This window comes from Mesorhizobium sp. UC74_2 (genome assembly GCF_042701485.1).
In the GTDB taxonomy this organism is placed as follows: Bacteria; Pseudomonadota; Alphaproteobacteria; order Rhizobiales; family Rhizobiaceae; genus Mesorhizobium.
In genome coordinates, this window is record NZ_CP170562.1 from 4,394,327 (window position 1) to 4,415,670 (window position 21,344).

19 protein-coding genes are annotated in these 21,344 nt (G+C 65.2%); 8 read left to right on the forward strand and 11 right to left on the reverse strand.

Features of this window, described 5'->3' with window-relative positions:
- Positions 1 to 142: 142 nt before the first annotated feature.
- The gene (locus tag ACFJIU_RS21290; protein WP_379063265.1) at positions 143 to 1,009 is read right to left on the reverse strand and encodes an NmrA family NAD(P)-binding protein; all 867 of its coding nucleotides are present in this window, start codon (positions 1,007 to 1,009) and stop codon (positions 143 to 145) included.
- Between the two features lie 78 nt (positions 1,010 to 1,087).
- Between ACFJIU_RS21290 and ACFJIU_RS21295 the strand changes: the two genes are divergently transcribed.
- A complete protein-coding gene (locus ACFJIU_RS21295) occupies positions 1,088 to 2,008 on the forward strand; it encodes a LysR family transcriptional regulator (RefSeq protein WP_379073186.1) in 921 nt (306 codons plus the stop codon).
- Between the two features lie 53 nt (positions 2,009 to 2,061).
- Here the strand turns inward: ACFJIU_RS21295 and ACFJIU_RS21300 are convergent, their stop codons facing one another.
- The 5 genes from ACFJIU_RS21300 to ACFJIU_RS21320 all read right to left on the reverse strand — a co-directional run bounded on the left by ACFJIU_RS21300 (position 2,062) and on the right by ACFJIU_RS21320 (position 8,005).
- Positions 2,062 to 3,357: a D-tagatose-bisphosphate aldolase, class II, non-catalytic subunit gene (locus ACFJIU_RS21300; RefSeq protein WP_379063267.1), complete on the reverse strand. Its 1,296-nt coding sequence runs from the start codon at positions 3,355 to 3,357 to the stop codon at positions 2,062 to 2,064.
- A complete protein-coding gene (locus ACFJIU_RS21305; RefSeq protein ID WP_379063269.1) occupies positions 3,354 to 4,301 on the reverse strand; it encodes a sugar kinase in 948 nt (315 codons plus the stop codon). Before ACFJIU_RS21305 ends, ACFJIU_RS21300 begins: the two co-directional genes overlap by 4 nt.
- 53 nt (positions 4,302 to 4,354) lie before the next feature.
- Positions 4,355 to 5,350 (reverse strand): ABC transporter permease, encoded by a 996-nt coding sequence (locus ACFJIU_RS21310; RefSeq protein ID WP_379063271.1) that lies wholly within the window; start codon positions 5,348 to 5,350, stop codon positions 4,355 to 4,357.
- Positions 5,347 to 6,891 carry a sugar ABC transporter ATP-binding protein gene (locus ACFJIU_RS21315; RefSeq protein WP_379063273.1) on the reverse strand — a complete coding sequence of 515 codons (1,545 nt, stop codon included), beginning with the start codon at positions 6,889 to 6,891 and terminating at the stop codon, positions 5,347 to 5,349. The genes ACFJIU_RS21310 and ACFJIU_RS21315 overlap by 4 nt, the downstream gene beginning before the upstream one ends.
- A gap of 211 nt (positions 6,892 to 7,102) precedes the next feature.
- A complete protein-coding gene (locus ACFJIU_RS21320) occupies positions 7,103 to 8,005 on the reverse strand; it encodes a substrate-binding domain-containing protein (RefSeq protein WP_379063275.1) in 903 nt (300 codons plus the stop codon).
- A gap of 357 nt (positions 8,006 to 8,362) precedes the next feature.
- Between ACFJIU_RS21320 and ACFJIU_RS21325 the strand changes: the two genes are divergently transcribed.
- The 5 genes from ACFJIU_RS21325 (at position 8,363) to ACFJIU_RS21345 (ending at position 13,317) form a co-directional block, all read left to right on the forward strand.
- Positions 8,363 to 9,394, forward strand: a complete 1,032-nt coding sequence (locus ACFJIU_RS21325) for a LacI family DNA-binding transcriptional regulator (RefSeq protein ID WP_379063277.1) — start codon at positions 8,363 to 8,365, stop codon at positions 9,392 to 9,394.
- Between the two features lie 98 nt (positions 9,395 to 9,492).
- A complete protein-coding gene (locus ACFJIU_RS21330) occupies positions 9,493 to 10,458 on the forward strand; it encodes an ABC transporter substrate-binding protein (RefSeq protein WP_379063279.1) in 966 nt (321 codons plus the stop codon).
- Between the two features lie 19 nt (positions 10,459 to 10,477).
- Positions 10,478 to 11,482 (forward strand): FecCD family ABC transporter permease, encoded by a 1,005-nt coding sequence (locus ACFJIU_RS21335; protein WP_379063281.1) that lies wholly within the window; start codon positions 10,478 to 10,480, stop codon positions 11,480 to 11,482.
- Positions 11,479 to 12,513 carry a FecCD family ABC transporter permease gene (locus ACFJIU_RS21340; protein ID WP_379063283.1) on the forward strand — a complete coding sequence of 345 codons (1,035 nt, stop codon included), beginning with the start codon at positions 11,479 to 11,481 and terminating at the stop codon, positions 12,511 to 12,513. The genes ACFJIU_RS21335 and ACFJIU_RS21340 overlap by 4 nt, the downstream gene beginning before the upstream one ends.
- Before the next feature lie 9 nt (positions 12,514 to 12,522).
- The gene (locus tag ACFJIU_RS21345) at positions 12,523 to 13,317 is read left to right on the forward strand and encodes an ABC transporter ATP-binding protein (protein WP_379063285.1); all 795 of its coding nucleotides are present in this window, start codon (positions 12,523 to 12,525) and stop codon (positions 13,315 to 13,317) included.
- Here the strand turns inward: ACFJIU_RS21345 and ACFJIU_RS21350 are convergent.
- Complete coding sequence (locus ACFJIU_RS21350) at positions 13,301 to 13,984, reverse strand: class I SAM-dependent methyltransferase (protein WP_379063287.1); 684 nt, start codon at positions 13,982 to 13,984, stop codon at positions 13,301 to 13,303. The two genes, ACFJIU_RS21345 and ACFJIU_RS21350, sit on opposite strands and share 17 nt — an antisense overlap.
- A gap of 289 nt (positions 13,985 to 14,273) precedes the next feature.
- Between ACFJIU_RS21350 and greA the strand changes: the two genes are divergently transcribed.
- On the forward strand, positions 14,274 to 14,756 hold the full coding sequence (gene greA / locus ACFJIU_RS21355) for a transcription elongation factor GreA (RefSeq protein WP_379063289.1): 483 nt from the start codon (positions 14,274 to 14,276) through the stop codon (positions 14,754 to 14,756).
- A gap of 300 nt (positions 14,757 to 15,056) precedes the next feature.
- On the opposite strand, the gene ACFJIU_RS21360 is transcribed toward greA, so the two are convergent.
- The 3 genes from ACFJIU_RS21360 to ACFJIU_RS21370 all read right to left on the reverse strand — a co-directional run bounded on the left by ACFJIU_RS21360 (position 15,057) and on the right by ACFJIU_RS21370 (position 19,258).
- Positions 15,057 to 16,868, reverse strand: coding sequence for a DEAD/DEAH box helicase (locus tag ACFJIU_RS21360; protein WP_379063291.1), 1,812 nt, complete (start codon positions 16,866 to 16,868; stop codon positions 15,057 to 15,059).
- 106 nt (positions 16,869 to 16,974) lie between these two features.
- The gene (gene recQ, locus ACFJIU_RS21365) at positions 16,975 to 18,774 is read right to left on the reverse strand and encodes a DNA helicase RecQ (protein WP_379063293.1); all 1,800 of its coding nucleotides are present in this window, start codon (positions 18,772 to 18,774) and stop codon (positions 16,975 to 16,977) included.
- Between the two features lie 142 nt (positions 18,775 to 18,916).
- Positions 18,917 to 19,258, reverse strand: a complete 342-nt coding sequence (locus ACFJIU_RS21370; RefSeq protein ID WP_379063295.1) for an ArsR/SmtB family transcription factor — start codon at positions 19,256 to 19,258, stop codon at positions 18,917 to 18,919.
- 110 nt (positions 19,259 to 19,368) lie between these two features.
- Between ACFJIU_RS21370 and ACFJIU_RS21375 the strand changes: the two genes are divergently transcribed.
- Positions 19,369 to 20,061, forward strand: a complete 693-nt coding sequence (locus tag ACFJIU_RS21375; protein ID WP_379063297.1) for a DUF899 domain-containing protein — start codon at positions 19,369 to 19,371, stop codon at positions 20,059 to 20,061.
- Between the two features lie 49 nt (positions 20,062 to 20,110).
- On the opposite strand, the gene ACFJIU_RS21380 is transcribed toward ACFJIU_RS21375, so the two are convergent.
- Positions 20,111 to 21,154 carry a class I SAM-dependent methyltransferase gene (locus ACFJIU_RS21380; protein ID WP_379063299.1) on the reverse strand — a complete coding sequence of 348 codons (1,044 nt, stop codon included), beginning with the start codon at positions 21,152 to 21,154 and terminating at the stop codon, positions 20,111 to 20,113.
- Between the last annotated feature and the right edge of the window lie 190 nt (positions 21,155 to 21,344).

Consider the following 21,344-nt stretch of genomic DNA (forward strand, 5'->3'; position numbering starts at 1 on the left):
CTCGTCATCTCGTGGCGAGCCCGGCCGATATGTTTTGGGGTTGACCGCAGCTCCTCGGCGATGGCCATTTTCCCTGGCAGAGCGACAGAAGTCCGAAAGCGCCGGCGCGCCTCCATGTCGGCTCCTGCGGGAACAGATACACTCAGCGGCCGCCGGCCTTCGCGACAATCCGCTCTATCGCCGGCGTCAGTGAAACCGCGCCGAGGCGATGTTCGCTGCTGCTCTCACGCGTGAACAGGCCATTGGCGATACCCTCATACATGCCGAGGAGCGCGGCGGCGACCTCGCCTGGGACACCTTCTTCGGCCAGAAGCGCGGCGCGACCTTCCGGCGGCACGAACACCGGCGCCACCGGGCGGCCCAGAACATCGCCGAAGGCCGAGGCGACGTCGCCGGCGCTCCAGTTATCACCAAGCTCGAGGACGCGCCTGCCGCTCCAGTCTTCCACCAGCAGGCTTGCCGCAACGCGCCCGACATCGAGCGTGCTCACCATCGGGATCTTCAACGAGGGTTCGATGAAGGTCGGCAGCGTGTTTTGCAACAGGACGGCTTGCGCCACCTCGCCCCATGTCTCGACAAAATAGCCCGAGCGCAGGAAGACCATTGCCGGAGCAACTGCCTCCAGCAACGTCTCGAACCGGTTGAGTGTGGTTATCACGCCTGTGCCGGCTGGATGTTGTGCGCCGATGGACGACAGCACCACGGCCCTGGGCAGACCAGCCTGCCGTACCGCCTTGGCAAGCGCCTTGCCGCGTTCCTCGGTCTGCGCATAGGGATCGCCGCTCACCGGCGGCGGGTTGAGCAGGAATGCTGCTGAAGCTCCCTTCAATGCCTCCGCCATCGCTTCGGCATCCTCGATGTCTGCAAGCGCCACTTCGGCGCCGAGGGCTATCCAGCGATCAGCCTGTTCCCTGCGGCGCAGGATGACACGCACCGCAGCGCCGCGTTCGACGAGGGCTCGCGCGACCTCGCCGCCGGCGCGTCCGTTTGCTCCAAGCACGACATGCATGACTGTCTCCTTTCGTTCGACAGGAGAATGGTAGGTGCGGCAATTCCATGCGTCCAATGCATGGTATATATAGTCACCATGCACGAAGTGGATTTACGCCGGATCGACCTCAACCTGCTGGTGGCGCTGGAAGCGTTGCTGGAGGAAAGGAACGTGACGCGGGCAGCGCAGCGGCTGGGCATGAGCCAGCCGGCAGCGAGCCGGGCATTGGGACGGCTGCGCGCGCTGTTTTCAGATGCACTGCTGGTCGATGGAGCTGGCGGCTATATGCTTTCCGCCCGCGCCGAGGAATTGCGCCCTCATCTGCGCAGGATATTGGCGGGCATCGGCGACATGCTGGAAGCCAGTGCGTTCAACCCCGCCACTGCAACGGGTCGTATCCGCCTGCTGATGCCCGACCTCCAGGCCGCCGTGCTCGCACCACATCTGCTTGCCCGCCTCGCCCGCGAAGCGCCGTCGCTCGATCTCGAGGTCGCCGCCCCCGGCACCGACGGATTCGCAGCACTGGAGCATGGCGGCGCCGACGCAATGGTGGCACTGATCGACAATGCGCCGGCCGGCATCCAGCGACGGCGCCTCTATGACGAAGAGCTGGTCACCCTGATGCGAACGCAGCATCCGGCACTTGCCCGAAAACTCACACTCGAGCGCTTCCTGACGCTGGAGCATATCGTGGTGAGCGTTACCGGGTCGGGCCCCGCGCCCGTCGACGAGGCGCTGGCGCGGATGGGGCAGACACGGCGGGTGAAGCTGCGCGTTCCAAACTTCTTCGCAGCAGTCGAGATCGCTGCCCGCTCCGACCTCGTCATGACGCTGCCTTCCAGCCTAGCACGCGCCGCCGCCACCATCGGGCGCTTCGCGGCGTTGCCGCCGCCGCTCGATCTCGGAGTTTTCACCATGAGCCTCGCATGGCACGCGCGCCAGCAGGACGCATCCCGGCATGTCTGGCTGAGGCGGGCGATCGTCGCCGCAGCAACGGAAATGTCGTCAGGAAGCTGAAGGCCGCACTGGCGTTTCCGACGCGGCCTTCCCGGATTCACCCGGCGATCCGATCAGGCCGTCTGCAGCGACAAGGCAGCGCTATTGTAGCTGCGCACGACGTTGCGCACGGCCTCGACCATCAAGGCGTGAGGGGTGGCACTGACCTTGCCGGCAGCGACCGCGGGGTAAAGTGTCGCCAGGTTCTGGCTGATCAGCGTCTCGGGAATGACGCGGCCTTCGAGCCGCTTGAGCAAGGCATCGACCGCGGCCGAGGCCTGCGGGTGCGGCCAGTAGTAGCGGATGCGGTCGCTGTAGGAGAAATGGCGCTGCAGGCGCAGGTCGTCGGCGTCGCCATGGTAGTATTTCTCCCAGTTCTTCGGCTCGGCCAGGAGCAGCTTCTCCATCTTGCCGCGCAGGGTCTCCTCTTCCGGCAGGCGGTCGAGGAAGGCGGCGATCTGGTCGAGGCCGAACAGGGCCTCGCGCAGGGCAAAAGTGAGGCCGGGTCCCACTTTCAGGATAGCGAAGCCGTCATGGACCAGTGCCGACAGCGCCTCCTGCGGCTGGTAGTCGGTCGAATGCGCCTCGAAGACGAATTGCGGCATCTGCCCCAGCACGCCGCTCAAGGCCCTGGCCCTGGCGCTGTCGTAGACGACGACGTTCTCGTTGCCGAACTCGACGCCCGGCTGCACCACCACGCCGATGGCGCGAGCGAAGGCGGCCTCAAGCCCGAGTGCAGCGAAGGCACGGCGATGCACCTCGACCGTCTCGATGGCGGCGGCCGGCGTGGTCAGCTCCAGATGGTCGAGCGCTTCCATCGCACCGCCGGGGATCGGCACTTCGGTGCCGATGATATAGACCGGCAGGTCGTAGCCGGCCGCGGCCGCTGCCTGTTCCGACACCTTGGCGAGCCGAGCCGCGCGCTCGGCCGTCACCGCGTCGGGCAGAGCCACCGGCTCGCCAAGACAACCCATCGAGGTGTCGAGATGTATCTTGGTGAAACCTGCACGCACGAACGCATCCATCATGACGTCGGCCCGCTGCATCGCCTCTTCGGCGGGCAGGTGCTTCCACGGATTGGGGCCGAGATGATCGCCGCCGAGGATCAGGCGGCCGGTGTCGAAGCCGAGGCGGGCTGCAATGTCCTCGACGAAGCGGCGGAAATCCGCCGGCGTCATGCCGGTATAGCCGCCTTCCTGGTTGACCTGGTTGCAGGTGGCCTCGATCAGCACATCCGTTCCGGTGGCGATGCCTTCCAGAAGAGCGGCCTCGATGACCAGCGGATGCGCCGAGCAGATCGAAGTGATGCCGCCGCGCTCACCCCTGGCAAAGCGGGCCGGCAGGCCGGCGAGTGTGCTGGTCGCGCTCATGCCGCAACTCCTTGGCTGTGCAGGAAGGTTTCGATCTCGGCCATTGTCGAGGTACCCTCCATCGGCCCCTTGACGCTGACGGCGCGCGCGCCGGTGGCGTTGGCGATGGTCAGCGCCTTGGCGGGCTCCATGCCACGCAGCCAGCAGGTGACGAAGGCAGCGCCGAAGCTGTCGCCGGCGCCGGTCGGATCGACCTCCTCGACCTTGAAGGCAGGGGCGGACACTTCACCGGTGCGATCGAAATGGCTGGCGCCGTCGGCGCCACGCTTGACGACGACGGCCTTGATGCCGCGATCTAGCAGTTCGGCAACGGCCGCCCGTTCCTCGGTCGCCTTGGTGAACAGGAACATCTCCGCGCCGCTCGGCATGAACAGGTCGGTGTTCTCCAAGGCGTGCGCGAGGGCGTCGCGCATTCCGGGCAGGTCCAGCATCTCCTTGCGGATGTTGGGGTCGAAGGAGACGGTGCCGCCCTTGGCCTTGATGCGCCGTGTCGCTTCGAAGATCGCCGCCACGATGCCGTCGAAGAACAGCGCCGAACCCATGATGTGCAGGTGGTCGGCGCCGTCGATGAGCGCTTCAGCTTCCGGCGTCAGGCCGATGGCGCTGCAGGCGCTGTGGCGGATGTTGTAGATGAAGTCGCGGTTGCCGTCCGGCCGGTAGCGCACGAAGGCGCTGCCGGTGGCTGCCGTCGGGTGCACGCCGATGGCCGACACGTCGGCGCCGTCGCTGCGCAGGCGCTCGACATTGAGCACGCCGAAATCATCATTGCCGACCGCCGAGACGATGCCGCAGGGCTGGCCGAACCTGGCGACCTGGTCGATGAAGATCGCCGGCGCGCCGGAAGCGAAGGGGCCGACCAGCGGGATGGCGCTGGTGAAACCGTTGCCCGGCTCGACGGCCATGATCTCGACGACGATCTCGCCGATGGTGATGATCTTCTTCATGAGTGCATTCCGATAATTGCGGGCCGATGATTGCTGGCCGGGATTGCCGCCGATCAGGCGCGGGCCGACTTGCTGCGCACGTCGAGCCACACGGCGACGAGGATGACGACGCCCTTGACGATCAGCTGGTAGAAATAAGGCACCGACAGCATGTTCATGCCGTTGTTGATGACGCCGATGATCAGCGCGCCGAGGATGGTGCCGATGATGGTGCCGACGCCGCCGGCAAGCGAGGTGCCGCCGAGGACCACGGCCGCAATGGCGTCGAGCTCGTAGCCGGTGCCGGCATTGGTCTGAGCCGACGACAGGCGCGAGGACAAAAGCATGCCGCTGATGGCCGCCATCATGCCCGAGATGGTGAAGACGATGATCTTGATACGGTCGACGCGGATGCCGGAATAGATCGCCGCTTCCCGGTTGCCGCCGGTGAGATAGACCTGCCGCCCGAAGATCGTCTTCGACAGGATGATGTGATTGACCACGAACAGCACGGCCATGATCCAGATGATGATCGGGATGCCGAGGAAGCTTTCGCCGCCGATCGCCAGCCAGGTGTCGTTCTCGATCATGGCCGGTGCACCGTTGGTGGGCAGGCTGACCATGCCGCGATAGATGCCCATCGTCGCCACCGTGACGATGAAGGAGGGCAGCATAAGCTTGGCCGACAGCGCGCCGTTGAGTGCGCCCATCAGCGCGCCCGCCGCCAGCGTCAGCGCCACGGCCGGCACGAAGCCGAAACCCATGGCGAAGGCCTGAGCCGCCACCATGCCGGAGACGGCGATGATGGAGCCGATCGACAGATCGATGTCACCGAGCAGGATGACATAGGTCATGCCGTAGGCGGCGACCGCGATGACGGCGACCTGCTGCATGATGTTCATGAAGTTGTTGAATGCCAGGAAGCGCGGGCTCATGACCGAGAACACGACGCACAGCACGGCCAGCGAGATGATGATGCCGCCATACTGGCGCACCGTCGGCGAACTCAGGAATGAACGGCGGACCTCGGCGTCGGCGGCTTTCTTCTGGATGTCCTGAACATTGCTCATGCGTGTATCCCCGCTGCATAGGTCATGACGGTTTCGGGTGTGAGGCCGTCGGCTTCGAGCACGGCGGCAACGGATTTGTTGTGCATCACCACGACGCGGTCGCTGAGGCCCAGCACCTCCGGAAGCTCGGAAGAGACCATCAGGATCGCGGTGCCGTTGGCGGCAAGCTCGCGGATGATGCGGTAGATCTCGAACTTGGCGCCGACGTCGACGCCGCGGGTCGGCTCGTCGAGGATGAGCACCCGCGGCCTGATCTGCAGCCATTTGGCCAGCACGATCTTCTGCTGGTTGCCGCCGCTCAGCGAGCCCGCTCTGGTGTCGATCGAGGCGGTCTTGATGGCGAGGCGCTTGACCTCGGCCCTGGCCGCCTCGCGCTCGGCGGAACCTCGCATCAGGCCAAGCGGCCCGGAAAGCTGGCCGAGCCCGACCATGTTGATGTTGCGCTCCACGCTGTGGAGCAGCACCAGGCCTTCTTCCTTGCGGTTCTCGGTGACGAAGGCGATGCCGCTGCGGATCGCCTGCGCGGCCGAGCGGAACGTGACCGGCTTGCCGTCGAGCCGGATTTCGCCCTGCGGCGCAAGCATGCCGAACAGCGCCTTCATGACATCGGAGCGGCCCGACCCGACGAGCCCGAACAGGCCGACGACCTCACCGGGTTTCACGTCGATCGAAACGTCGCGGAACTTGCCGGCACAGGAGAGATGTTTCGTGGCCAGCACCGGCAGCGTCTCGGGCGACGGGCGTGGCGCCTCGCGCGGCGGATAGATGTCGTTCATGGCGCGGCCGACCATCAGCGTGATCAGCCTGTCGATGCTGGTCTCGCTCTTCTCGGTCGTCGTGACATATTCGCCGTCGCGCATGACGGTGATGTCGTCGGAGAGCCGCATGATCTCTTCCATGCGGTGGGAGATGTAGATCACCGCCTTGCCCTGGCTTTTCAGCCGCTCGATGATGGAAAACAGGATCTCGGCCTCGCTGTCGGACAGCGACGAGGTCGGCTCGTCGAGGATGACGACGTCGGCCGGCAGGCTGAGGCCCTTGGCGATCTCGACCAGCTGGCGCTGGGCGATCGACAGGTCGCCGACCCTGGCGCGCACATCGACCGGCAGGCCGAGTTCGCGGATGAGCCCTTCGGCCGCTTCATTCAGCGCGCGGTCGCGGATGAAGCCGAAACGGCTCGGCTCTTGGCTGGCGAAGATGTTCTCGGCCACCGACAGGTTGCGGCTGAGGCTGAGTTCCTGGAAGACGATGGAGATGCCGTGCGCACGGGCATCGCGTGGGTTGCGTGGCGTATAGGCCTTGCCGTTCAGCACGATGCTGCCGGCGGTCGGCGTGAAGATTCCGGCGAGGATCTTCATCAAAGTGGACTTGCCGGCGCCGTTCTCCCCGAGCAGCGTGTGCACGCGCCCACGCCGCACGGTGAGGTTCATGCGCTTCAGCGCGGCGACCGGGCCGAAGGACTTGGCGATATCGCGGATCTCGAGCACCACGTCGCCGGCGGCATGTGGTACGGTCCCTGCGTTCTGGCTGGTGGCTGTCACGGACTTTTCTTCCCGACCTTTCGGCCCGCTCACCGCTGGAGCGTTTCCGTTTCTCACGGAAATGCAGAAACGCTCCAACTCTTGGTCTTCACGCTGTTCCGGACGGAAACGGTCTTACGCTTTCCTGGAATTGCGCAGGACCGGCTCCCTCTCGTTTCGGGATCATGCCCTGAAAGGACGGCGGCGCCCCCCGCCACCGTCCTGGGAGGACTTACCCGGTTTCGCCGTCCTTGGTGACGACGCCCGGAACGATCGGCTGCTTGGCCTCGACCGTCTCGCCCTTGATGACCTTGGCGGCGGTCTGGACCGCGACCTTGCCCATCTGGTCCGGATACTGGGCGATGACGCCGACCATGACCGGGTCGTTCTTCACCGCGTTGCGGGCTTCTTCCATGCCGTCGAAGCCGATCACCTTGACCTGGGAGTCCAGCTTGGCGGCCTTGACGGCGGCAGCAGCCGCGAGGGCGGCATCATCGCCGAAGCCGAAGATGCCGACGATGTCGGGATTGGCCTGCAGGATGTTCTGGGCGGCGGCAAGTGCCTCGGGACGGGTGATGCCCGGCTGGATCGCCACGATCTTGACGTCCGGATGCTTCTCCAGGCCCTTCTTGAAGCCTTCGACGCGATCCACGACCGACTGCACGGTCGGGTAGTCGATGACCGCGACATTGCCCTTGCCACCGATCGACTTGGCCATCAGTTCGGCCGCCTTCTCGCCGCCGGCGAAATTGTCGGTGCCGACGAAGGAGGTGACGTCGACATTGTTGGCGGGCACGTCGACGGTGATGACCTTGATGCCGGCTTTCTCCGCCTTGGTGATGGCCGCCTTCACGCCCTTGGAGTCCACCGGCGAGATGATGATGACGCTCACACCCTTGGTGATGAAGTCCTCGACATCGGCGAGCTGCTTGGAAAGGTCCTGGTTGGCGATGGCGACTTCGAGCGGCACCTTCTCGGCCTCTGCCTCCTTCTTCATCGCATCGGCGAGCGAGATGTAGAAGGGGTGCTGCTGGGTGAGCAGCGACGCGCCGATGCCTTCGGCGGAAGCGATGCCGGCCATCAGGGCAAGAGCGGCACCCGACAGAAGAATACGGCCAAGCGTTTTGCGAAACATGAGTTCCTCCATGAGGCCGGCGCTGCCCGGCCCGTTGTTGATCTGAACGCGAAAGATGCGCCTCCTGCCTTGCGGACCGTCACCGGCCGCTACCTCCAGGCAGGAATTGGGCCCGATATCGAGCCGCCCTTGAGATGCAGCACTATCTCCTGCGTGTCAACTTATTTTTTTACACGTGATAAAAACTTGCGGAGTGCAAGAAATCGCGCAACTATCCGACCAATTGAAACGCAGCGCACAGGAAACGATCGCTTCGGGACGCCCTGCGGCTTGCCTCGGTCAAGAAATAAATTTACGCATGAAAATAAATCGATTTATCCCGTTCGGGGCGCACGGCCACAGGCGAGGAAGCCGAGCATGAACGAGCAGAAGATCCGGACCATGGAAGAGTTCGCGGCGGCGACCGGCCTGTCGCGCCCGACGGTCTCGAAATATTTCGACAATCCCGACAACGTGAAGCCGTCGACCAGGGCCCGCATCGAAAAGGCGCTCAAGGACTACGACTATCGCCCCAACATCTTCGCCGTCAGCCTCAACCGCAAGCAGCCGAAGAACATCGGCGTGATCGTGCCGCACATCTCCGACCCGTTCTACGCCGAGGTCGTGCGCCAGATCGAAATGCGCTGCCTCGCCGAAGGCTATTGGGCGATCGTTCTGTCCTCGCATGGCGAACGCAAGCTGGAGGCGCGCGCCATGCGCACGCTGATGTCGCTCAACATCGCCGGCGTCCTGATGGCGCCGCTCGGCTTCGAGACCGACGCCACCTTGCTGGCCAGCCTCGTCAGCACCATGCCGATCGTCTTCCTCGACAACCGGGTCAACGCCGACCAGTCCTTCGTCGGCACCGACAACCGCCAGAGCATGGGCATGATCACCGAATATCTGTGCCGCACCGGTGAACATCCCTGCTTCCTGGAGATGCCGGCGGTCAACCAGAACGCGCTGGAGCGCCGTGCCGCCTATGTCGCCACCATGGAGCGGTTGGGTTTCGAGCCGATCGTGCTGCCGACCTCGGCCAAGGGCTGGGAGTTCGAGGAACTCGGCTACCGCGAGGCCGGCCGCGTGCTCGACAATGGCGGCTTCCCGACCCGCACCGTGCTGTGCGCCAACGACCGCCTCGCCTTCGGCGTCATCGCCGCGGCGTTCGAGCGCAAGCTGCAGGTGGGAAGGGATGACGGCTGCGAACTGCGCGTCGCCGGCCACGACGACCATCCGCTCAGCCGCTTCACCTGCCCGCCGCTGACCACGGTGGCGCAGGACTACCAGGGCATCGCCGCCGCCGGCGTCGACATGCTCTTCACCCGTATTGCCGGCAGCCCGGACGCGCGCGCCGGCAAAGCGGAAATCAAGCAGCTGGAAGCCAAGCTGATCATGCGCGGCTCGGCGTGATCGGGTCATCGGTTCAACGACAGCGACGCGCGAAAGTGGATTGTCGTACTCCTCTTTAATGACTAAAGCGATGTCGGCATCCTTGGGAGGACATCGCGATGGCAAACACACGTGCAGTAGCAGCCCTTGTCGGCGTGATCGCCATGCTGATGGGAGGAGTGGCCGCAGCCGAGGACGCCAAGACCCTCACCGTAACGGACGATCGCGGCGCCGCGGTGGCGGTTCCGGCACAGCCGAAGCGCATCGCCTCGATCTCCTACTTCGGCGATGACGTCGCGCTCGCCCTCGGCATCAAGCCCGTGGCAAGCACCTACATGACGGCAGGCCGCCAGCCCGATTTCCTGCTCGGCCTGACCAGCGACATGAAGCAGATCGGCCAGCGCGCCAAACCGAACCTCGAACTGCTTTCGCAAGCCAAACCCGACCTGATCGTCGCCATCCGGCGCTACACGGTCGGCAATGCACCGCAGCTGGAAAAGATCGCGCCCTACCTCGCCTACAACATGGAACTGCTGGACGGCAGCGACCGCGAGATCGCCGAGCTGTCGAAGATCCTTGGCAAGCCGGAGCGCGGGATCCAGCTCAACAAGGAATTCCGCGAACACCTGGCGGACTTCACCGCCAGGGCGCCGAAGGACGTGCACCCACGCTTCGCGATCATGTGGGGCGGAGAGACCCCCTTCGCCTTCCACACCGAGAACACGGCGGCATCCATCGTCGCGGCGATCGGCGGCAACAACATAGCCGGGGAGATGACGCCGGGTGGCGAGTTCGGCATCGACCTCAGCCTCGAAACCATGCTCGAGAAGGATCCGGAAGTCCTGTTCATCTACGATTCCGGACCCGACCGGCCGCATGAGAACAATCCGATCTGGCAGGAACTCTCGGCGGTCAAGAACAAGCGGGTGTTCTATGTCGGCGACCAGTGGGTGGAGACGAACGGCCCGATCGCCCGCGAGATCGTGCTGCGCGAAGCTGCCCACTATCTCTATCCCGACGTGTTCCCGGCCATCGACGTGAAGGCGGAAGCCGCCAGGATCATCCCGGCCGAGGTCCGAAAATAGCGGGCCGATCCTTACGACGATGGACGCACGGAAATCCGCCCTCGCCATCGGCTTGATCGTCGCCGCGACCCTGCTGGTCGCCTTCCTGGGCCTCATGCCCGGCGCCAAGACCTTGTCCCTGCACGACGTCCTGCGCGTGCTGTGGGCGCCCGATGGCAAGGTCGAGTCCATCCTCGTCTGGACGCTGCGCCTGCCGCGAAGCCTCGCAGCAGCAGCAGCTGGGGCCGGCCTGGCCGTGTCCGGCTACCTGCTGCAGGCGCTGACCCGCAATCCGCTCGCCGATCCGGGCATCACCGGGGCCACGGCAGGCGCCGTCGCCCCGATCGTGGCGTGTTTTGTCTTCCTGCCCTGGCTTTCATCCGCCTCCTATCCCTTCATCGGCCTGGCCGGGGGGCTTGCCGCCGCAGCCGTGACCTTCTGGGTGGCGCGCGGCGGCAACGGCCGCCCCCTGCACCTGGCGCTCGGCGGCATCAGCGTTTCGCTGTTCCTCGGTGCGATCACGATCTACGTGCTGCTTCTGGCCGGGCCGCAATCCACCGCCCTGCTATTCTGGCTGTCGGGCGGTTTCCAGGGGCGAAGCTGGGCGCATCTCGCCCATATGATACCCTGGGTCGTTCTTGGCATTGCGGGTGCGCTGGCGCTGCACAGGGTGGTCGCCATGTTCGCGCTGAGCGACCACGCCGCCGCCGGCATGGGCCTCCAGCTCAACATGTGGAAGCCCATTCTGCTCGTCCTGGCGATCTGCCCTGTCGCCGGCGTCGCCCCGGTTGCCGGTCCCGTCGCCTTCGTCGGGCTTGCCGCCCCGCACATCGCACGGCTTCTCAACCCGAGGGTCGCGATCCTGGAGATCGCGCTCACGGCGGCAATCGGAGCACTCGTCGTCACCTGCGCCGACCTCGCCGCCCGCACCATCGCCATCCCGAAGGAACTGCCTGTCGGCATCATAACCGCGCTGCTGGGCGGCCCGATCTTCATCTACCTCATCCAGCGCGGCCGACTCGACTTCAAGGCGCAGCAGCCATGACGGCCGTCCCCGGGATGCCCAGCCGACCAGGCCCCTGGCTGCTGCCAGCCACCGCGATACTGGTTCTGCTGTCACTGGTGGCCGCCGTGCTCCTCGGCGTGGTGGACATCCCTGCCGCCGACGTCGTCGCGGTCCTGACGGGCGGCGGTTCGCCGGAAGCGCAGTCCATCATACTCGACATCAGGCTGCCGCGTATCCTGACGGGCATGCTTGCCGGCATCCAGCTGGCGCTCGCCGGCCTGATCCTGCAGACGATCACCCGAAACCCGCTCGCAGACCCTTCGCTGATCGGGGTATCGCAGGGCGCCACGCTGACGGTGACCCTGTTCCTGCTGTTCACCGTCTATATCTTCAACCCGGGCTCGAATACCGTGGCCGAGCTTCCCACCGCCTGGTTGCCGGTGGCCGGCATGGTCGGCGGACTGGCGGCCGGCGTCATCATCTATCTGCTGGCCTTCCGTCTGGAGCTCAGCCCGCTGCGCATCACGCTTTGCGGCATCGCCATCGGCGCGGTGCTTCACGCCATTGCCATCGGACTGATCGCGGGCTGGGGATCGGCACGCATCGAGATCATCCTGGAATGGATTTCCGGAAGTCTCTACGCGCGCACGTGGGATCATGCACTCTTCCTGCTGCCGTTCACGGTGATGGGCCTGGCCGTCCTGCCCTTGATTTATCGTCCCCTGGTGCTGCTGCAGTTCGATGCGCCGGTCGCCCGCTCGTTCGGGCTTGCGTATCGCCGGCAGTTTTCCGTGTTGCTCGCAATTTCCTGCGCGCTGGCGGCAAGCGCCGTCGGCGTGGTCGGCCCCATCGTCTTCGTCGGACTGGTGGTGCCGCATCTGGCACGGTTCCTGGCCGGACGGCATTTCCCGCTGGTCCTTGCCATGACGGTCGCTCTCGGTGCCATCGTCGTCACGCTGGGCGACCTCGTCGGGCGGCTTGCCGGCGGCGCCGAGGAGGTGCCGATCGGTGTGGTTACCGCACTGATCGGCGTGCCGGTTCTGCTCGCCCTCCTTCGCAAAACTCCCTGAGACAAGCGCATGCCTCTGACCTGCTCGCAACTGTCGGTTCGTTATGGCCAGCGCCGGGCGCTCAACGGTTTCGAACTGTCCCTGCAGAAGGGCGAGATCCGGGCGCTGATCAGCCCCAACGGCTCCGGCAAGAGCACGGCCCTGCAGGCGCTTGCCGGCCTGATCACGCCCGCCGCCGGACATGCCGCGATCGAGGGCACCGCGGTCGCGTCGATGTCCCGGCGCGCCATCGCCAGGAAACTCGCCTTCCTGCCGCAGCAGCCCTCCGCGCCCGACGAGATGACGATCGCGCAGCTCGTGCGGCAGGGCCGCTTTCCCCATGTCGGGCTGTTCAGCTCCTATACCCGCCGCGATGAGGAAGCGATCGAGTGGGCGCTTGAAAGCACCGGCCTGACCAGCCTCGCCGACCGGACGCTGCGGGAGCTCTCCGGCGGCGAACGGCAGCGCGCCTGGATCTCCGCCGCGCTCGCGCAGGAAGCCGGCATCCTGCTGCTCGACGAACCGACGTCGTTCCTGGATATCGGCTATCAGGTCGAGGTGCTGGATCTCGTCCACCGCCTGAGCCGCGAGAAGGGCGTGACGATCGTCATGGCTATCCACGACATCAACCAGGCGATTGCCGTCAGCGACCGCATCTCGCTGCTCGAAAAGGGTGAGCTGCGCTTCGATGGCGAGCCGAGGGCGCTCGCCGAGAGCGGCCTGATCGAAAGGACATTCCGGGTGAGAGGACGGTTCGTCGAAGTCGGCCCCGACAAGCCGCCGCATTTCGATGTCGAACTGGCCCGGATCAATCCCGGCGCTTGACCAGGCGGAAGACGATCTTGGTCCGGGTGTAGTAGTCGAGGGCGTCGGCGAAATCCGGTGTCCAGCCATCCTCGACGAAGGGAATGAACCCGTCATACTCCAGCTTGCGGCCGGAGACCTCGAAGCCCGCCTTGGCGAAGGTCCGGCCGTAGTCGGAAATCGAACGGTCCTGCACGACCGTGTTGGTGCGCTTCGCCACCAGCTCGCGCCATTTCGGCCAGAGCGGATTGTCGGTGTGGCAGCCGGTGACGGCATAGTAGACGCCGCCGGGCTTCAGCGCCTTGAAGATATCCGCGGCATGGGCATCGATGTCCTCGACGAGGTAGATGACCTCGTGGCTTATCGCCAGGTCGAACTCCTCGACCCAGCCCTCGAGGGTGGCGCCGACGGCATGCTGGATGGGAAGATTGCCCTTCAGCGCTTCGGCCCTGGCAATCGACTGCTCGGCGATGTCGATGCCAAGCGCCTTGCGAAATGGCCGCATCGCATGGAGATGGCGCAACAGCCCGCCCTGGTTGCAGCCGAAATCGAGCACGCTCTTTTGCGAAAGATCGCGTTCGACCATCACATCGATGAGATGGCGCCAGATCGGCGCGTGGCCATCCGCCATGCGGTCTTCCGCGTCCGGGTCGACGTACCAGGTGGTTATGGTTTTCTGGGCACCCATCCGCAGTCTCTCCGATCGATTCACCTGCCCCAGTCTCATAGAGCAATTCCAGGAAAAGTGTGTAACGGTTTTCCGTCCGGAATTGCGTAAAAACAAAGAGTTAGAGCGTTTCCGCGTTTCCGTCCAAAAACGGAAACGCTCTAGGGTTGCCGGAACGATGTGGATAGGCAGATTCGGACCGGCAATTCGGCGATGGCTGCTTCAAAACAGTCCGTCAGATAGTTGCAGCTTTCTCCGCAGCGCTGAGGTATCCGTTGCCGACACTGTTCAGCCGGGAGTTCCAGTCAAAGTGAGCGTCGCATTCGCCAAGGAGGAAAGCACCGAGGCCGCATCGGAGACCATCCTGCCGCCACGCCCGATCCCCGACCGGATCAATCTGGTCACCGAGGCGGGGTTGAAGATGTTGCAGGAGGAACTGGCGCGGGCGCAGGAAGCGTTGGAGGCCGCCGGCAAGCTGGAAGACGTCAATGAGAAGCGTCGGCAGTCCGCCGTACCGCTGCGGGATGCGCGCTATTATGCCGAGCGCGTGCGCACGGCGCAGCTTGTGCCGGCACCCTCCTCGAATGCAGCGGTCGCCTTCGGCCATTCCGTCACCTTCAGGCGCGACGATGACCGCATCCAGACCTTCCGCATCGTCGGCGACGACGAGGCCAACCCGGCGCAGGCCTCCATCTCGCACGGCTCCCCGATTGCCATCGCGCTGATGGGCAAGGCGGCGGGTGATTTCGTGCCGTTCGGACAGGGCGAGATCGAGGTGCTGGCTATTTCTTGATGGTGAAAGCCTCAGACCATAGCCGAGGGCCGGGCGAAAGCGCCTCTATCTCCCCCCTTGCGGGGGAGATAGCGATTTCAGCATCTTAGCGAGCACGCCCGCAGGGCGGCACAGCTAAGTGCTAGAAATCGCAAGAGAGGGGATATTCCGCTGCGGCGTTAATAGGCTTCTTGGCTACTGCCTTGCTGAAGAAGACGGATGTCTGCTCGCGGCGGCGACAGTTGCGCACCCCTCAGCTGCAAATCCCCTCTCTTGGATTTTCTACGACTTAGACTGCGCCGCGTGCGCGCGCGCCAAAACTCAACCCGGGCGCTTCGGCTTGCCCTTGCCTTTGTACTCCCCAGGCGCGCCCTGGCCACGGTGGGGTTTCTTGCCCGGCTTGCCGCCCTTGCCGAACTTTGCACCCTTGGCGAAATCCGGCTTGCCCTTGCCGAATTTCGGCTTGGGCCGCCACACCGCAGCGCCCCCTTCCCCGGCGGGCGCAATGACGATGCCGCGTTCGGTGCTGCCGGGTTGTTTGAGCTGCTCGATGAAACCGGCCGCCTTGTCGGCGGAGATCTCGAAGCGCGTTTCGGTGTCGTCGATGCGGATCGAGCCGACGTCGCGCTTGGAGACGCCGCCGGCGCGGCAGATCATCGGCAGCAGCCATTTCGGATCGGCGCGCTGCTTGCGGCCGAGCGACAGCGTGAACCAGACGCCACCTTCCATGTCCGGGCGGCGCGGCTCGGCATCACGCCGGTCTTCACCTCCTCGGTCCCGGTCGCCTTTCTCACGCTTCGGCTTGCGCGCCTGCATGTCGTGGACCGGCAACGGAAACAGGTCCTCGGGCACGGGCCGGGCGGACAGCTGCTGGCGCAGAAAGGCGGCGGCGATGCGCTCGGGGCTGGCCTTGGCCAGAAGTTCGGTCACGAAAGCCGCTTCCGCCTCGTCCGGCTCGGCGGCCGACAGCACGGCATCCAGTATCTGGGCGCGATAGCGGGTCTCGATCTCGGCGATGCTCGGGGCGGCGCGCATCGTGGCCGACAGCTTGGCCAGCGCCAGCACGCGCTGGGCGGCGCCGCGCCTGGTTTCGGGCACGATGAGCACGCAGACGCCCTTGCGGCCGGCGCGCCCGGTACGGCCGGAGCGGTGCAGCAGCGTCGCCGGATTGCTCGGAACGTCGGCATGGATGACGAGGTCGAGGTTGGGCAGGTCGATGCCGCGCGCCGCGACGTCGGTCGCCACGCAGACATGGGCGCGGCCGTCACGCATCGACTGCAACGCGTTGGAGCGTTCCGACTGCGCCATTTCGCCCGACAGCGAGACGACCGAAAAGCCGCGATTGGCGAGCCGCGCCGTCAGGTGCCGCACCGCCTCGCGCGTGTGGCAGAACACCAGTGCGCTGGCGCTGTCGGAATCGAGCAGCGTGTTGATGACGGCATGTTCGCGCTCATCGCGCCGCACCAGCATCAGCTGATATTCGATGTCGGCATGCTGCTCGGTGGCGGCGGTGGCGGCGATGCGCACCGCATCCTTCTGGAAATTGCGGGCAAGTTCGGCGATGCCGCGCGGCACCGTCGCCGAAAACAGCAAGGTGCGGCGATCCTCGGGGGCAGCACCGAGGATGAATTCGAGGTCCTCGCGGAAACCGAGGTCGAGCATCTCGTCGGCTTCGTCGAGCACCACGGCGCGCAGGTCGCCCAGATCGAGCGCACCCTTGGAGATGTGGTCCCGCAGGCGTCCCGGCGTGCCGACGACGATATGCGCGCCGCTCTCCAGGGCGCGGCGTTCGCGGCGCATGTCCATGCCGCCGACGCAGGTGGCGATCCTGACGCCGGCCGCGGCGTAGAGCCAGTCGAGTTCGCGCTGCACCTGGATGGCAAGCTCGCGCGTCGGCGCGATCACCAGCCCGAGCGGCAGGCCGGCCGGCGGAAAGCGTTCGGCGCGGCCGAGCAGCGTCGAGGCGATGGCGATGCCGAAGGCCACCGTCTTGCCCGAGCCGGTCTGAGCCGAAACCAGCAGGTCGGCTTCAGGGTCGGCACCCGCCATCTCCATCTGGACCGGAGTGAGCTGGTGATAACCTTTCGCCTCCAGGGCGGAGGCGAGCGAGGGGTGGATGGGCTGGTCGGTCATGATCGTGGTTCTCTGTGTCGAGGCCGCGCATAACACGGTATCGCGCAAGTTGTACCGCAATTCTGGTTGAAACGTGCGGAAAGCGTTGGCGCCTCTTATCTCCCCCTCACCCAAACTCCGCGATCACCGACAGGAACGCCGGCCCGTAGCGGTCGAGCTTGGCTTCGCCGACGCCGGGCACGCCGGCCATCTCGCCGCGCGAGGCGGGGCGGGCGGCAGCGAGTTCGATCAGGGTCTTGTCGTGGAAGATCACATAAGGCGGCACGTTCTGCAGGCGGGCGATCTCGCTGCGCTTGCGGCGCAGGGCCTGGAACAGGTCGTTGTCCGCCTGCGGAATGGCGGACTGCGCGTTGCCGCGCACCACCTTGCCGCGCCTGGCGCGGGGCGGGGCCGGAATACGCAGCATCAGCGCCGGCTTCTCGCGCAGGAAATCGCGCCCGGCCGGCGCGATCGACAGGCCGCCATGGCCGACGAGGTCGACATCGATGAAGCGCAGCGCGATCAGCTGGCGCAGGATCGCCCGCCATGTGCGGTTGTCGTGCTCCCTGCCGATGCCGAAGGTGGAGATCTGGTCATGGCCGAACTGGGCGATGCGTTCGTTGTCCGCGCCCAGCAGCACGTCGACGATGTAAGCCTGCCCGAACCGTTCGCCGGTGCGATAGATGCACGACAGCACCTTCTGCGCGGCAATGGCACCATCGAACAGGCGCGGCGGCTCGGCGCAGGTGTCGCAATTGCCGCAAGGCTCGCAATGATCGCCGAAATAGGACAGCAGCACCTGGCGACGGCAGCGCGCCGTCTCGGCCAGTCCCAGCAGCGCATCGAGCTTCTGCCGCTCCATGCGCTTGCGCTGGTCGGGCGCCTCCGATTCCTCGATGAAGCGGCTGCGCAAGGCGATGTCCTCATGGCCGTAGAGCATGAGCGTATCGGACGGCAGGCCGTCGCGCCCTGCACGGCCGGTTTCCTGGTAATACGCCTCGATGCTGCCCGGCAGGTCGACATGGGCGACGAAGCGCACGTCGGGTTTGTCAATGCCCATGCCGAAGGCAACGGTGGCGACCATGATGACCGCCTCGCCATGCTGGAAACGTTGCTGGTTGGCCTCGCGCGCCGCCTTGTCCATGCCGGCGTGGTAGGCAAGCGCATCATAGCCGAGGCCTTGCAGCCAGGCGGCGATCTCCTCGGTGCGGCGCTTCGACAGGCAGTAGACGATGCCGCTCTCGCCTTCATAGCGCTTGAGGAACTCCTTCAGCTGCGCGCGCGGATTGTCCTTTTCCTCGATGGCGTAGCGGATGTTGGGGCGGTCGAAACCGGCGATGAAGGCGTCGGCCTCGTCGATGTCGAGATGCGACAGGATCTCGGCGCGTGTCGGTTCATCCGCGGTGGCCGTCAGCGCCATGCGCGGCACCTTGCCAAAACGCGCCACGACGGCATCGAGCTGGCGATAGGAGGGGCGGAAATCGTGTCCCCATTGCGACAGGCAGTGCGCCTCGTCGATGGCGATCAGCGACAGCTTCACACCTTCCAGCAGTTCCAGCACATCCGGCCGGGCCAGGGTTTCGGGCGCGACATAGAGCAGGTCGAGCGCGCCGGCGCGGATATCGCGCCACAGCGCGCGGCGATCGTCCAGGTCGAGGTCGGAGTTGAGCGCTGCCGCCCTGACGCCGGCCTGGCGCAGCGCCGTGACCTGGTCGGCCATCAGCGCCAAGAGCGGCGACACCACCAGCCCCATGCCGGGACGGACAATGGCCGGTATCTGGTAGCAGAGCGACTTGCCGCCGCCGGTCGGCATCAGCACGAAGGCGTTGTTGCCGGCGATCACATGCCCGACGATGTCCGCCTGCGGGCCTCGGAAGGCATCATAGCCATAGACGGTCTTGAGGATTTCGAGGGCGGCAGTGGTCATCTTGGGGTGGCGGCATGGAGAATCATGAGGAGATCCTTCATAGCAGCTTCGCCGGGCCGGGGTGGCAACGATCGGTCCGAAATCGGCATGGTTACCGCCTCGAACCGCGCTGCCGGAACATCGCAGGGCCTTCGGCGCGGCTTCACCGTGCCGGTGCGCTCGAACCCTCCAGGTCGCCGCGGAGCTTGTCGAGGATGGAGACCGCATGGGCGGCATAGCCGCTGATCCAGCGGTCGTGGATGCGCTTGATCGGCAGCGCGTCGAGATGGTTCCAGCGCTCGCGGCCCTCCCGCCTGACAATGATCAGGCCGGCGTCCTCCAGCACTTTCAGATGCAGCATGACGGTGCAGCGATCCATGTCAGCGAAGATTTCGCAGAGCATGCCGGTGGTGCGGGCCTCGTCCTTGAGGTGATCGAGCATGGCGCGCCTGCGCGGATGGGCCAACGCCTTGAAAACCAGGTCTTCCTCATGCTCGCTTGACATGTTATGTTTTTATAACATATTTGAAACGAGCACAACACGGAGCCTGCGGCCGAAGCGAAATTCCACAGCGGCGCCGTGACGTTTCGAACCGCGTCGCAAGGAGGTTACCGATGACGCTGCCCAGGATCGTCCCGGAGCAGGAGTGGCTGGCCGCGCTGCGGCAGCAGATCGACAGGGAGAAGGCTTTCACCCGCGCACGCGACGACCTGAACGCGCAGCGGCGGCGCCTGCCGATGGTCAGGATCGACAAGGACTATTCATTCGCCGGGCCATCGGGAACGGTGAGCCTCGACGACCTGTTCGACGGACGCCGCCAGCTGATCGTCTACCACTTCATGTTCGGGCCGGACTGGCAGGCGGGCTGCGACGGCTGCTCCTGGGTGGTGGATGCAATGACGCACCCCGCGCATCTCAATGCGCGCGACACCTCCATCGTCCTGGTCTCGCGCGCCCCGCTGGAGAAGCTGTTGAAATACCAGCAGCGCATGGGGTGGCGGCACCCCGGCTGGTACTCATCGCTCGACAGCGATTTCAACCTGGACATGGGCGCGACAGTGGCCGATCCGGACGATCCGACCAGGACCAGCGAACGCCACGGCGTCAGCGTCTTCCTGCGCGACGGCGGCAACATCCATCGCAGCTATTTCAACGGCGCACGCGGCGTCGAATATCTCGGCAGCCTGTGGACCTATCTGGACCTCACCCCTTACGGGCGCCAGGAGACCTGGGAAGACTCGCCGCAGGGCTGGCCCCAGACCGAACCCTACGCCTGGAACCGGCGGCATGACGAATACGGGAGCTGACCCGCACCGGGAGACCGCCGGTCCGGAGCGCGTCGCGCCTTGAACGCACTCAATCGTGTTTTTCGATCACCGCGTAGAGCACGTTGCGGTTTTCGCCGAAGAACACCTGCACGTCGACCTTGTTGCGATCGACGCTGGCGTTGACGACGTTCCACATGTCGGCCTCGGAACGCAGCAGCAGCACCCAGTTCATGAAGGTTTCACGGTAACCGGCATCCGGGTTGCCTTCCGCATAGTTGGCGAACAGGAAGGTGCCGCCCGGCTTCAGCATCTCCAGGCAGGTCTTGGTCAGCTTCACCGCGACCTTGTCCTGCAGGTAGTCGTAGAGGCCAGAAGCATAGATGAAGTCGAACTTGCCGAGCTTGTGGCCTCTCGTCAGCAAGGTGCGCACGGAACCGTCGACTGTTTCCACCGCTGTGCCGGCGAAGTCGCGCGAGATCAGACCGACGCTGAGCGGGTCCTGGTCGAGCGCGACCCAGCGCTTCAGGCGCTTTTCGCGCAGCGCGACCGAGAGGTTGGCTTCGCGCAGATGGCCGGCGGCGACCGCCAGGACCTCGGTTTCAGGCCCGCGCTTTTCGGCGATCTCGTCGACATAGCGGGCGAGGAGATCGCGTCTTTCCCGGGCGGCCACGCAGGAGGGCACGTTCTGGGTATAGGCGTAGAGCGCCTTGCCGATGTCGGACGAGTCGGCGACGGCATCGGCGACATGCGGATCGCAATAGATGTAGTCGAGCAGTTCGGCGTCGCCGGAATAGCCGCGCGGCTTCTCGAACGACCAGCGCGTCAGCGGATCTTCCAGGAAATAGTCGAGGACCGGATGGTTCTGGATGATCGGCGCCAGCGCATTCCAGGTGTCGTCATGGAGCCTGAGCCGCATCGCCTCGAGGCGCGCCATCAGCGGCTTGATGATCTCTGCCGGGCCCTTGTTGAGGGCGATCTGCTGCTGCGTGACGGACAGGATGAGCGCGAGCTCGGCGCGCGCCGTTTCGAAGGCCTCGCTGCGATCGTCCAGCCCTCTTCCGAGATTGGCCGCGATCGTTTCTTCCGTAATCAGACTCTTGCCGTCGAGGACCGTGGCCACCAAAACCCCCATGGTTAACAACTCGTTAACAACTGGCATGTTAATAGCGCGAAGCAGACCCCCTGCAAAGCACGCTGGGTGGCATTCTAATGTTATCGTTAACGCACAATTTACCGAATTCGATTGCGCCAGGGCATTTCGTTTCAGAATCCGTGGATGATTAACCCAACCTTGTGGCCTTAGGCCGCATTGTCTGCGAGGC

Bases quoted from the DNA above. Each gene is read 5' to 3' on its own strand.
- ACFJIU_RS21290 (WP_379063265.1), bottom strand. From the start codon at position 1,009: ATGCATGTCGTGCTTGGAGCAAACGGACGCGCCGGCGGCGAGGTCGCG.
- ACFJIU_RS21295 (WP_379073186.1), top strand. From the start codon at position 1,088: ATGCACGAAGTGGATTTACGCCGGATCGACCTCAACCTGCTGGTGGCG.
- ACFJIU_RS21300 (WP_379063267.1), bottom strand. From the start codon at position 3,357: ATGAGCGCGACCAGCACACTCGCCGGCCTGCCGGCCCGCTTTGCCAGG.
- ACFJIU_RS21305 (WP_379063269.1), bottom strand. From the start codon at position 4,301: ATGAAGAAGATCATCACCATCGGCGAGATCGTCGTCGAGATCATGGCC.
- ACFJIU_RS21310 (WP_379063271.1), bottom strand. From the start codon at position 5,350: ATGAGCAATGTTCAGGACATCCAGAAGAAAGCCGCCGACGCCGAGGTC.
- ACFJIU_RS21320 (WP_379063275.1), bottom strand. From the start codon at position 8,005: ATGTTTCGCAAAACGCTTGGCCGTATTCTTCTGTCGGGTGCCGCTCTT.
- ACFJIU_RS21325 (WP_379063277.1), top strand. From the start codon at position 8,363: ATGAACGAGCAGAAGATCCGGACCATGGAAGAGTTCGCGGCGGCGACC.
- ACFJIU_RS21330 (WP_379063279.1), top strand. From the start codon at position 9,493: ATGGCAAACACACGTGCAGTAGCAGCCCTTGTCGGCGTGATCGCCATG.
- ACFJIU_RS21335 (WP_379063281.1), top strand. From the start codon at position 10,478: ATGGACGCACGGAAATCCGCCCTCGCCATCGGCTTGATCGTCGCCGCG.
- ACFJIU_RS21340 (WP_379063283.1), top strand. From the start codon at position 11,479: ATGACGGCCGTCCCCGGGATGCCCAGCCGACCAGGCCCCTGGCTGCTG.
- ACFJIU_RS21345 (WP_379063285.1), top strand. From the start codon at position 12,523: ATGCCTCTGACCTGCTCGCAACTGTCGGTTCGTTATGGCCAGCGCCGG.
- ACFJIU_RS21350 (WP_379063287.1), bottom strand. From the start codon at position 13,984: ATGGGTGCCCAGAAAACCATAACCACCTGGTACGTCGACCCGGACGCG.
- ACFJIU_RS21360 (WP_379063291.1), bottom strand. From the start codon at position 16,868: ATGACCGACCAGCCCATCCACCCCTCGCTCGCCTCCGCCCTGGAGGCG.
- recQ (WP_379063293.1), bottom strand. From the start codon at position 18,774: ATGACCACTGCCGCCCTCGAAATCCTCAAGACCGTCTATGGCTATGAT.
- ACFJIU_RS21370 (WP_379063295.1), bottom strand. From the start codon at position 19,258: ATGTCAAGCGAGCATGAGGAAGACCTGGTTTTCAAGGCGTTGGCCCAT.
- ACFJIU_RS21375 (WP_379063297.1), top strand. From the start codon at position 19,369: ATGACGCTGCCCAGGATCGTCCCGGAGCAGGAGTGGCTGGCCGCGCTG.
- ACFJIU_RS21380 (WP_379063299.1), bottom strand. From the start codon at position 21,154: ATGGGGGTTTTGGTGGCCACGGTCCTCGACGGCAAGAGTCTGATTACG.